This window comes from Flavobacterium sp. PL12, from assembly GCF_039123485.1.
In the GTDB taxonomy this organism is placed as follows: domain Bacteria; phylum Bacteroidota; class Bacteroidia; order Flavobacteriales; family Flavobacteriaceae; genus Flavobacterium; species Flavobacterium weaverense.
Map to the genome: position 1 here is coordinate 1 of NZ_JBANDI010000023.1, position 12,153 is coordinate 12,153.

Annotated in this window: 9 protein-coding genes; all 9 read left to right on the plus strand. The window is 30.8% G+C overall.

Features of this window, described 5'->3' with window-relative positions; genetic code table 11:
• Positions 1-108: 108 nt before the first annotated feature.
• The 9 genes from RCH19_RS11200 to RCH19_RS11240 all read left to right on the plus strand — a co-directional run bounded on the left by RCH19_RS11200 (position 109) and on the right by RCH19_RS11240 (position 12,042).
• Positions 109-1,587, plus strand: coding sequence for a class I SAM-dependent DNA methyltransferase (locus tag RCH19_RS11200; RefSeq protein ID WP_343023295.1), 1,479 nt, complete (start codon positions 109-111; stop codon positions 1,585-1,587).
• Between the two features lie 27 nt (positions 1,588-1,614).
• On the plus strand, positions 1,615-2,775 hold the full coding sequence (locus tag RCH19_RS11205) for a PDDEXK nuclease domain-containing protein (RefSeq protein WP_343023296.1): 1,161 nt from the start codon (positions 1,615-1,617) through the stop codon (positions 2,773-2,775).
• The gene (locus RCH19_RS11210; RefSeq protein WP_343023297.1) at positions 2,765-3,952 is read left to right on the plus strand and encodes a restriction endonuclease subunit S; all 1,188 of its coding nucleotides are present in this window, start codon (positions 2,765-2,767) and stop codon (positions 3,950-3,952) included. Before RCH19_RS11205 ends, RCH19_RS11210 begins: the two co-directional genes overlap by 11 nt.
• Before the next feature lie 12 nt (positions 3,953-3,964).
• On the plus strand, positions 3,965-4,384 hold the full coding sequence (locus tag RCH19_RS11215) for a hypothetical protein (protein ID WP_343023298.1): 420 nt from the start codon (positions 3,965-3,967) through the stop codon (positions 4,382-4,384).
• Positions 4,385-4,454: 70 nt separating this feature from the next.
• A complete protein-coding gene (locus tag RCH19_RS11220; RefSeq protein ID WP_343023299.1) occupies positions 4,455-4,829 on the plus strand; it encodes a hypothetical protein in 375 nt (124 codons plus the stop codon).
• Positions 4,830-4,897: 68 nt separating this feature from the next.
• Positions 4,898-5,608 (plus strand): hypothetical protein, encoded by a 711-nt coding sequence (locus tag RCH19_RS11225; RefSeq protein ID WP_343023300.1) that lies wholly within the window; start codon positions 4,898-4,900, stop codon positions 5,606-5,608.
• A 4-nt stretch (positions 5,609-5,612) separates the two neighbouring features.
• Positions 5,613-7,208 carry a hypothetical protein gene (locus tag RCH19_RS11230; RefSeq protein ID WP_343023301.1) on the plus strand — a complete coding sequence of 532 codons (1,596 nt, stop codon included), beginning with the start codon at positions 5,613-5,615 and terminating at the stop codon, positions 7,206-7,208.
• The gene (locus RCH19_RS11235; protein WP_343023302.1) at positions 7,205-9,808 is read left to right on the plus strand and encodes a phospholipase D-like domain-containing protein; all 2,604 of its coding nucleotides are present in this window, start codon (positions 7,205-7,207) and stop codon (positions 9,806-9,808) included. Before RCH19_RS11230 ends, RCH19_RS11235 begins: the two co-directional genes overlap by 4 nt.
• A 65-nt stretch (positions 9,809-9,873) precedes the next feature.
• Positions 9,874-12,042 carry an NERD domain-containing protein gene (locus tag RCH19_RS11240; protein ID WP_343023303.1) on the plus strand — a complete coding sequence of 723 codons (2,169 nt, stop codon included), beginning with the start codon at positions 9,874-9,876 and terminating at the stop codon, positions 12,040-12,042.
• Positions 12,043-12,153: the final 111 nt, after the last annotated feature.

Genomic DNA, 12,153 nt, shown 5'->3' on the forward strand with positions numbered 1-12,153 from the left:
ATCTCCGATTTTAGCCAGGAAACTGGAAAATAAAACTAAAAAAAAACTATCTTAAGTTTTTGAAAAAGTTGTCTTAACAAAGGGTCGCATCATAGAATCTCTAATCCATTGACGGTAATAGAACAGTTTACCTATTTGATTTTCTTAAAACAATTAGACGACAAACAACTCCTGATCGAGAAACGAGCCAACATGCTTGGTGTTACAACCGATAAAGCGATTTATACCCCAGAGCAAAAAGACTTGCGTTGGAGCAGCTTCAAAGATAAAGATCCTGAGGTAATGTTTAACTTATTCACTCGTCCGCAAAGACATTTGAATGATGTGACTGTTTTTGACTTTATGAAAACCCTTGGCAAGGATGGCGGTGCATTTACGGAATACATAAAAGGAGCAACTTTTATGATTCCAACGGCCAAGTTACTGGATCGTGTGGTACAACAAATAGACAAATTGCCGCTTGACAATCGTGATACCAAAGGTGATTTATACGAATACATGTTGGGCAAAATCGCCGAAGCAGGAACCAACGGGCAATTCCGCACACCACGGCATATCATCCGTATGATGGTAGAACTCATGCAGCCCAAAAACGATGATACCATTTGCGATCCATCGCTTGGAACAGCAGGATTTTTAGTTGCTGCATCTCAATTTATTCACGAAAATCACGAAGATTGGTTTATGAATCAAGATTTTAGAGAGCATTACAATAAAAACATGTTCAACGGAATTGAAATTGATCCATCAATGATGCGTATTTCTGCCATGAACTTGCAATTGCACGGCATGGAAAGTCCAACTCTAATAGGGAATTCCGCTTTAAGCGAAAGCAACGATATTAGTAGCAAATACTCGTTAGTTTTAGCTAATCCACCATTTAAAGGTGCCTTGGATTACGATGAAGTAGAAAGCAGTTTACTGGCTGTTACTAAAACTAAAAAAACCGAATTGCTTTTTCTTTCCTTAATTTTAAGAATGTTAAAATTAGGTGGACGTGCAGCTGTTATTGTTCCTGACGGAGTGCTTTTTGGTAGTTCTGGAGCCCACAAAAACATCCGTAAAGAACTAGTTGAAAATCAACAATTACAAGGAGTGATTTCTATGCCTAGCGGTGTTTTTAAACCTTATGCAGGAGTGAGTACGGCTATTTTATTATTTACAAAAACTAATTCAGGTGGTACAGATAATGTTTGGTTTTACGATATGCAAGCCGATGGATTTAGCTTAGATGACAAAAGAAACGCATTAATAAGCGAAGAACAATTAGAAGAATGTTTTTCAAATCCTGAAAATGTTGCAAAAGTACTTAACGGAAAATGCGATATTGCTTCTATCCTTTCTGAATGGAAAATAGTTAACCAACAACTCACTACAGACAACCATCAAGATAAAACCCAAAAATCATTCTTAGTGTCTAAAGCTGCAATTGTAGCCAATGATTATGATTTGAGTATTAACCGTTACAAAGAGGTAGTGTATGATGAAGTAGTGTATGAAAAACCAGCTACACTAATCGCTGATATTAAAGCTATAGACGCTAAAAGACAACAAGCTATTCTGGATTTAGAAAAAATGTTAAGCTAACCCGGTACTTATTTTAAAATGCAAAAGATGAATTTTGAAATTCTTAAAGAAAATATACAAAACGCACATAGTGCCACACAACAAAGTGCGGTAAAAGCAGTGAATATGTACCTCACGGTTAGAAACTGGTGGGTGGGGTATTACATTGTAGCTTTTGAGCAAAACGGTGAAGACAGAGCTCAATATGGTACAAAATTGATTACTGAATTGTCTAAACAGATTAATCTGAAAGGATTAGGTGAGACCAATCTGAAGCAATGTAGAAAGTTCTTCCTAACCTATCCACAAATAAGTCAGACGGCATCTGACTTATTTAATAGCAACATAAGTCAGTTTAAGACTGACGAATCTAGCACTAAGCAATTAAATAATACAACAGCAATTAGTCAGTCGCTAACTGACGAATTGAGAAAAGTAGATACAACGGTACAATTTGATTCTTTAGAACAAGAAAACAACTATTACAAAACGCTCGTAGGTACAATTTCATTCAGTCATTTTGTGGAGTTACTAAAAATTGAAGACGCTACGAAACGAAAGTTTTACGAACTCATTATAATCAAAACACAGCCAAATGTAACGGAATTAAAAAACCAAATAGCCACGCTTTCTTTTGAGCGTTTGGGTTTGTCAAGTAACCAAAACATTGCCTTGCAAGAGTTGGAAACTAAAATTATTCCGGCACAAGCTACTGATGCTGTAAAATCCATTTATTTTTTCGATTTTCTAAATCTTCCCAACAGTCATTTGATACAGGAATCGGATCTAGAAGAAGCATTAATTAACCATTTACAACAATTCATGTTGGAATTAGGCAACGGATTTTGCTTTGAAGCCCGACAAAAACGCCTCTTGATTGACGAAGATTATTATTTTGCCGACTTGGTTTTTTACCACCGTATTTTAAAATGCCACATCATTGTAGAACTCAAAGTAGATCAGTTTAAACACGAACACCTGTCGCAACTCAATACGTACGTTTCTTATTTTAGAGAAGAAGTCAAACGACCAGACGACAACCCACCCATAGGAATTTTATTGTGTACTGAAAAAGGAGACAAACTCGTAGAATATGCCCTTTCCGGCATGGACGAAAAATTATTTGTATCTAAATATTTACTGCAATTGCCAAGCAAAGAAATTTTGCGAAATTTTATTGAAAACGAAATGAGAAAACATGTTAAATAATACAATAAATAAGGTTGAATTAAATAAAATGGAAAGCGAAATGCAGAAGGTAATTTTTAAAAAAATATACAATTTTCAGAAGAAATCTAAAGTAAAGGCTGGAGATGGATTTAAAATTAAAGTTGGTAAATATCCATTTTATACATCAAGTAATGTACTAACAAAATCTTTAAACGAATTTTTATTTGATGAAGAAAGTTTAATTTTTGGAACTGGTGGATTGGCAAGTATTCATTATTGCAATGAGAAATTTGCAGTTTCTACCGATTGTTTTGTTACACAACCAAAAGATAAAAAAGAAGTTTTCACTAAATATGTGTACTACTTCTTAAGTGGGAATATGCACATTTTAGAAAATGGTTTTAAAGGCGCAGGATTAAAACATATTTCGAAAGACTATTTAGAAAACATTGAAATCCCACTTCCCCCACTCCAAACCCAACAAAAAATTGCCGCAATTCTCGACAAAGCCGATGAATCGCGTCAATACAACAAACAACTCATTGAAAAATATGAGGATTTAACGCAAATTTTGTTTTTGGATATGTTTGGGGATCCGTTTAGGAATGAAAAGGGATGGGAAGTGAAAAATTTAAAATCAGGTATTATTAAATTACAATCTGGATTAAGTCTATCTGGCGAAGAAAGACAAATAAAAGATGAAGAAATTGCTGTATTAAAAATAAGTGCAATTACTACAGGAGTTTTTATCAATACTGAATATAAAGTTGTAGATAAGAATGAAATAAATAAAGTATTGATTCATCCAAAAAAAGGTGATCTATTATTCTCAAGAGCAAACACAAAAGAGAAAGTTGGAGCGGTTGCAATTGTGGATAAAGATTATCATAATCTTTTTATACCAGATAAATTATGGCGAATTGACACAAACCATACTCTAAATAAAACATTCTTAAAATTTCTACTTTCTCATAGTGGATTTAGACATAATATTGAAAAAGAAGCAACTGGTACATCTGGATCAATGGTAAATATTTCAATGCCTAAGCTACTTAAAATTGAAGCCCCTTTACCCCCAATCAACCTCCAAAATTTATTTGCAGAACGAGTCCAAGCGATAGAGCTCCAAAAACAACAAGCCCAAGAAGCATTGCAGAAAAGTGAGCAGTTGTTTCAAAGCTTGTTGCAGCTAGCGTTTAAGGGAGAGTTGAATTAAAAAAAAGGAATTATGACAAATAATGAAATGAATTTTCAAGGTGAGCAAATAGCTTTATTAAATTCTAAAATAGATGCACTATTGCAAGTAATGTATCCAAATGATTTTATACAAAAAGGAACAGTTTCTTTTCAAAAAGGTATTTATAAAGGTATTATGGCAAATCTATATGACATTTGTATTATTGATTTTAGTGAATCATTTGTTGCACAAAATTCTTTTTTTCAGGATTCTTATTCGGAAACTATAGATGCTATAAAAACGAACTTTAATTATAAAGCAGAAAGAAGAAGACTGTATATCAATCATGGTGCTTGGCAGTATAAATTTGATGATACAAGTGAAGGTTTAGAACTGAAAGCGGCTCATATTGTTTTTGCTTTTGAAGTTGCCTTAAAAATAATTGAGAAACATTTAGCAGTTGAGATGTAAAATTTAGTCTTATTTAGGAAATGTTATTCGAATGGCTGTTGAAGTGGGCTTTTAAAGGAGAATTGAATTAATGAAACAGATAATGTTAAAAAAGAATTTTTACTTAAAAAACAATATTTATCCAAGATCATTGGAGAATATCACAGCAGTACTTAATTTTTACTTTAAAGATTATCCCATTTCAGAGGTAGAAGATTGTGCTACGCTATTCCACAATGATAGAAAATTGAGTTTAGACCAAATAGAGTCTTACGCTTATACCGTATCAGAATCTAAAATATTTTTCGAAGAGGAGTTTAAGACCCCCTCAACAATTCATAATTTAATTGATTACGCATATCAAGTTATAGAATTACCAGAAGGCCAATGGACAGGAAGTATTAGTGGAAGAATAAGAATTCTAAAAGAATTTAAACGCTATTTAATTGCTTCATGCTTAATTTAAAAAAAGAACATTTTTTAAACCATTTTACAATCGGAGTTTAAGGAATAGTTGAATTAGAAATAAATTTTATGACAGAAATTGAATTAGAAGGAAATATTAAACTTATTGGTTCTGGTGGGGTAAGTAAAGTTTATGAAGGAAAAATTAATAATATTTCTAAAACTAAATTAGTGATATTAAAAATAGGATGTAATGCAAAAGAGAACTTCAGAAATTATACTTTAATCAAAACTCTTCAGTTGCCAACTCTTCACTTTCTAAAAAAGGGGCTATATCAAGGAAGGTCTATTATAATTACGGAACATTTAAATTTAAATTCTGATTTCATTTATGTTACCCCAAATAGTTTAATTAGTGATTCTACAAAATTACTTAGAGAATTAAGTGCTTTCAAACATGCAGAAAAACCCGATAGCATTGCTGAACAATTTCGATATAACTATAAACTTAAAGAAATCACAAACTTTGAAGAATTTATTTTATCAACAGTTGAAGACTTAAACAAAGCAGCTGAATCAAAAATTGTCATAGACTTTGACAGTTATTTTATTGGTTCATTAAAAAATGAATTTAAGTCAAGCATAAATTATAAAATTGCTGATTTTGACCATATTTATAAATGTAACAAAAATACTTATGAGGAATGTTTTGAAGGAAATAAATCAGAATTTGCAAGAGTTATGTATCAATTTCTAAAATATTTTGTTGAGGAAGGAAATAACAAAGACAGTTACAATATCATTATTGATCAAATAAATGAAAATGACAATTTAGTATAATATTATGGCATTTGACACAACCACCTATCTAGAACCTTTTTGGGCAAAAAGTGCCGACTTTGTTAGAGGTCGTGATCCACTAGGAATTCAAAACAGTTCAATCTCCGTTTATTCCTTGTTATTGCCAGGAATGACTAACCTAACTCTACGTCTTCGCTATTATGGGTTTTACTTATGGCTATTGTATGAATACCATAACCTAGCTGAAAATAGTAAGTTTAAAACAAGTGTAAGAGGGCAATACAATTTTATACGAAGAGCCGAATTGATTCTATCGTATTTTATGGTAAATAAGTACCCTACAGAACAGAGCGTTGTAGGAAGTAATTTTGCCTTCAAATACATCGCAGATTTAAGCACACAAGGTTATTACGATATTGCACTAGGGGCCGATAAATTTGAACAAACAATAAAACATTCTGTTTATTGGGATTATACCTCAGGTGCCTTTGGTCAATATTATAGTGGTTCTTTAATGGCCTTACAATTGGTAGATGCCAAAACAGGCGGATATTTTGAACGTACAGAGAAAGGAAAAAAACTAGCTGAATCTTATCGTGATTCTATTCAAAATAATGATTCCATCCTATTATTTTTAGCTAGAATAAATGAGGGTAAACTATATGCAAAAGATATTGATCTATTAGCGGATTTTGCGCTAAACAAAGATTTGAGTGATACAAATGAAGAAGCTTTTTATATAGAGATGCTCTTGGACTATGATGGTATAAAGTATAAAAAGACGAACGGTATTGCTTCCCATCAAAGAAAAGAAACACTTCTACTTTTCTTAAATTACATAGCTATAAACCAAGAAAAAGACGCTTGGAAAGGTTTTCCAGTGTTTCATTATACTTCCTTTTTAGAAAACCACACGACTCTAACAAATGAAACACATCTAGGTTGGTACTATTATTTTCTAAACGAATTAGTTCACTTTAGTTTAGAGACAATTTTTTGGGCAATGTTGGTTCAAATGGAAAACAAGCAGCAATCAATTTCGGTATTTATTGAATCTGTCACGGAATTAGTAGTTGAAAATGAACAAGAAAATTTTGATTTAAACCAATTAACCGTTTCTCAGGTAATAGAAAGAATTGGAAATAGTAAAGACACTCCATTAGACTATATAGAACATATTAATAGCAATGTAAAAAATGATTTTGACATTTCTGGTTTCTGCGAAGGCTTATTTTTACTTTTAAAAATATACCACGATAGTATTCCCTTAACAGAAAAAATAGAGCACTATTCAACAGATTATGCTCTATTTGATAAGAACGGCAACGCCTTACATGTCTTCAAAGATTTTATCACTTCAAACAAAGAGTTGCTTTTTCCAGATTTTATAAGAACTATAATTAAGGCTATAATAAACGATCACACAGCAATTGCATATAGAAAAATGGGAAATGGCGAAAAGAACTTATTGAAATTCATTATTGAAGACAATTATTTAATTCACATTGAAACAATGACTCCTAATTTTACGAGTCCTAGGATTAAAACACTATATAATTTCCTAATCGATTTAGGATTAATTTCTTCTGAAGGGGGTTTAAGCACTAAGGCAAATCAATTAATTTCGACTGCATTATGATAGAGAAAAAACTGTTTTACGAAATTAAGAAAAGTGCTGATTTTCATTCAGTTGTTATGACTACTTTTTCTTTTGATTTTCATCATTTTGAAATGCAAGTTTTAAAACAAATCAAACAAAAAGGAATTACAAATGTAAATCTATTAGTTGATCATAAAATGCTTGATGAAAGTATAGGTTTAACAACTGGAAATTTAAAAAACTTAAATTCTAGTTATAGTGTTTCTGGTATGGCAGCGACAGGAGTATTTCATCCTAAAATGGCTTTTTTTGTAGGTGAAAAAGAAATTATGCTTATCCAGGGTTCAGGAAATATAACGGCGGGTGGTCATGGCAAAAATCATGAGCTTTTCTCGGTACTTTACGCTACAGAAGAGGATAAAACGCAATTGCCTTTATTAATAGAAGCTTGGAATTATTTAAAATCTAATACAGAAAAGATAAAAGGTTTTTCAAAAGATAAACTAAATTGGGTTGAGGAGAATACAACTTTATTAAAAACAGTAAATAGTAATAAACACCTATTTCATAAAATATCAGATACTGTTGAAGTTTCCCTTTTGTATAATGAAAAAACAAGTATTTACAATCAATTGATAAATCTGATCCCTAAGGAATCAATTAAAAAAATTAAAATAGTTAGTCCTTTTTATGATGAAAGCGGAGCGTTACTACTGGCACTGTCTAATCACTTTGATACATGCACTATGGACGTTTATATACAGGAAAAGAAAGGGCTTCATCCACACAAAATGGAGAAGCAAAAAAACATTAATTTCTATTCTTGGGACGCAACAGAACGAGCTGGATTAGAATTTAAAAAGTATGATCGAAAATTACATGCTAAACTATTTGTTTTTGAATCTAATGAATGGAACTATTGCTTAATAGGAAGTCCAAATGCTTCGTTAAAAGCCTTTGGTCAAGAAAGTTATTCAGGAGCCAATGATGAGTTTGCAGTTTTATATAAGTATAAAGAGGATGATATTCTTAAGGATATTAGCATTTTCAACAAAAAACAAAAACTTGCACCTACAAAACCGATAGATGCAGAAGCACATGACGAACTTGAAGTTGACAAAATAAAAGTTAAAAAAATTGTCATTCTAGGGGCAGACAAAGAAGGAAATAAAATAACCCTATTTTTACAAAATTATGACACTTATAAAAAAGTAAAAGTCAAATTATTTAGTAATTGGGGAATAGTGATCGAAGAACAAACTATCACTAAACTAGCTGATAAAATGTATTTTGAAGTTAAGAGTGATATCCTTAATGATGCTTTGTATTTACAGTTTTATGACGAAAATAACAGAATTATTTCTAACAAGCATTTGCTCAATAATGTTTCAGACTTATGGAATACAAATCCATCATCAGACAACCGTAGACTAGTCCGATTAACAAGTATGATTGAATCGGGTGATTACAAGTTGTTTGAAGTAATGGAATACTTTAATACAATTCACAGTAAATCTTCATTTTCAAAAAATACAAGTGGCACAACTGGTTATTCAGATGATGAAAAAAAGGAAACTAAAAATTTAGATTATGCGTTGAGTTATGAGGATGCAATTGCCTTAGATTCAAATTCAAAGCAACATCAATTAATTCTAAAGCAACATCATACCATCAAGATTTGGGATTCGTTTGAAAAATACCTCAAAGAGTATTCAAGAGTAATTGAGGAAGACAATATGGATGATGAGGAAGAAGCAGATGCAACCACGAGTAGAGATCGAAAAGATCCCGTCTACGATAATAAGCAAGAATATTATCCTTCCAGAAATGTCCTTGAAAAACGAAGAGAAATAGTTTATAAATTCATAAATAACTATCTAAAAGCACTACATAATTTTGAAAATTACAAAGACAAAAAACTAGGATTAGTTGACTTAGCTATGCTTTTAATAGTACTAAAACATCTATTTGAAGTCACCCATAGAAAATATACGATAAAGAACGAGACTACAATTTCAGATGAAGAAAACTATATTTATAACATACACGGAAACTTATCTGAAATAAGCAGTTTTTCAGGTGCTATTTTGAACGTATTAGGTGAATTCATAAACGTAGCACTTCAATCAGAATGGGATGATCCAAAGGATGAATATACCTTAAAAAAAATAGCGCATTATAAAAACATCAGTAGTATTAATTCTTTATTTTCTATTGCTCTTATAAAATTAAATTACCAAGGGGATAGTCGTTTCACCGATTGGTTTGATGTTACTGCTTTTAATATTTTGAATGTTTTTAGCGCACCAAATGAAGGGTTTGAAAAAGAAATCGAGAATTTAATAAATGAATCTTACATTAAAGATATTTCAAATCAATCTATCAATGAAATTATTAGAGAATGGATTACGACACATAATGACCAACAGATTCCGCCACATTACTTTAATAATGAAAATAGTGGAATATGCTTAATTAGAAAATTCATTCCTAGTCAAGATAATCCTAAATTTTTAAAATTGTCAAGACCTGGATTTAATTACAATGAAAAAGAACATGATTTTATGAATGAGGAATTATTCAATATTGAAAACAACAAATGGTTCAAGTCTAAAAAATCTATAATGCAAGTATTATAGAATAATCGTTCATGCAATCACTCCTATTCAAACAGAAATATTTGTACTAATCTAGAAACAAACAAATGGCAAAACTATATCCTGATTTAGAAACGATAATGATGCATAAGGTAAAACCTGAAGCGGGTGAACTTCATTTACTAAAGTATTTGATTAAAAATCTTGATAATACTTTTGAGGTTTATTTTAATCCAATGTTAAACGGTGATCGACCTGATATTGTCATTTTAAGAAAAGGGTATGGTGTACTAATCATAGAAGTCAAAGATTATGATCTATTAAAATATAGGCTGGATGAAAGAAAAAACTGGATTGTAAACTACAATGGAGCCAGAATAAAATCACCAATAAATCAAGCGCTTAAATACAAGGAAAATCTTTTTAATCTTCACATACCACAACTTTTAGAAAAAAAAATAATTAATTTCAGGCTATTAAATATTGTTTCTTGTGCGGTGTACTTTCATAACGCAAGCGAAGTTGAAATAAAGAATTTATTGGTTACCCCATATGAACATGACATAAATTACAATCGTTTTCTGCAGTATAACATTGACTTTATTGGCAGGGATAATTTGAATGAATTGGACTTTGAAAAATTATTAAAAAAAATTAAATTAAAAGCATCCAATACTCAGGCATTATTTTCTGATGAACTGTATGATAGTTTTAAAAGATTTTTAAGTCCCCCAAAACATTTGTTTGAAGATGGAAAAAACATTCCTTATAGTCGTCGCCAAATGGATATTATTTATAGCCAAACAAGAGAACAAAGAATTAAAGGTGTTGTAGGGTCCGGCAAGACAACCATAATGGCAGCCAGAGCGGTTCAAGCATACAAACGAACCAAAGGAACGATCCTAATTCTTACTTACAATATTACCTTAAAGAATTACATACGTGACAAAATTAGTCAAGTACGAGAAGACTTTCCTTGGGAGAACTTTGTAATTCTTAATTACCATAATTTTATTACTACAGAATTAAATAATTTAGGTATCGAATTTGAGTTCCCTGAAAATTTCAAAGCATTGGATGAGGAGGCTAAAAATAATTTCTTTGAAGACAACTATTATTCAAATAAGCATCTTTTTGAAGAACACCGAGAAACTTTAGTAAAATACGAAGCTATATTTATTGACGAAATTCAAGATTACAAACGACCATGGATGGATATAATCAAAGATTATTACCTCGAATCTGGTGGTGAATATGTACTTTTTGGAGACGTCAAACAAAATATTTATAACAACCAAACAGTAGGTAAAGATGTAGTTACAAATGTAAAAGGAGGACCGATAAATTTGAAAGACTGTTTTAGATCTGATTACAAAATAAAAGACCTAGCAATAAAATACCAAGAAACAATTTTTAAAGACAAATATGAATTGGATGATTTTAATAAAATAGATTCATCTCTTGAAATTCAATTTGAAAAAAATTTGCAGGGTTACCTTAATTATATGTTTTTAGAAAATACGGATAGTGTATCGAGTCTCTATAACATTATACATGAAAACATAATAAATAAAAACTTTGTTCCAAATGATATAACTATTTTGAGCCATTCTATTTCACTTTTACAAAAATTCGATTCATATTATAGGTATTCTTGCAATGAAAAAACAAATTCTATGTTTGAAACCTCAGAAATGGTTTGCAATATGGCATTAAATGATCTTAAAACAAAAACTTCAAATTCATTGCCATCTTTGATACCAGGTTCTATTAAATTGATACAAAGAAATAATGACTATGATACTACTAAAGCATTTGCTGAATTAAGCATCTTATTTACTTTATACGATTTGAATGTTTCGTACCCAGGTCGATTTAATCCAAATCTAGAATGGCATTGTAAAAAATTCAAAACTAATTTAAAGGATTTTACAGATTTGATTAAGAATAATCAAGATAGTTATTATGATTTTAAAAAATACAGAGACGCTATATTAAAGAAAGATAGTATCAAATTATTAAGGAATAATAAGAAACTACATTTCTATATGAACAGTGGTACAGTAAAATTGTCAACGATACATAGCTTTAAAGGTTGGGAAAGTGATATCGTATTTTTAATTGTCGAAAAAAACCATGCTAATGTTGAAGGAACTTTTGACGAAATTCTATATACTGGATTAACACGGACCAAAAAAAACCTTATCATCATAAACTTTGGGAATGGAGAATATCATGAAAAATTAAAAACAATGGTTGCTACAGTTAATTCATAGCAGTTTGATGTTGTTTTTAGATTGTAAACAACCAATAAAAAAGAAAGAAATTAAATGCAATATATATTATATCTACAGATAAAATAGTATTTTAGATCTTCAAAATAAACC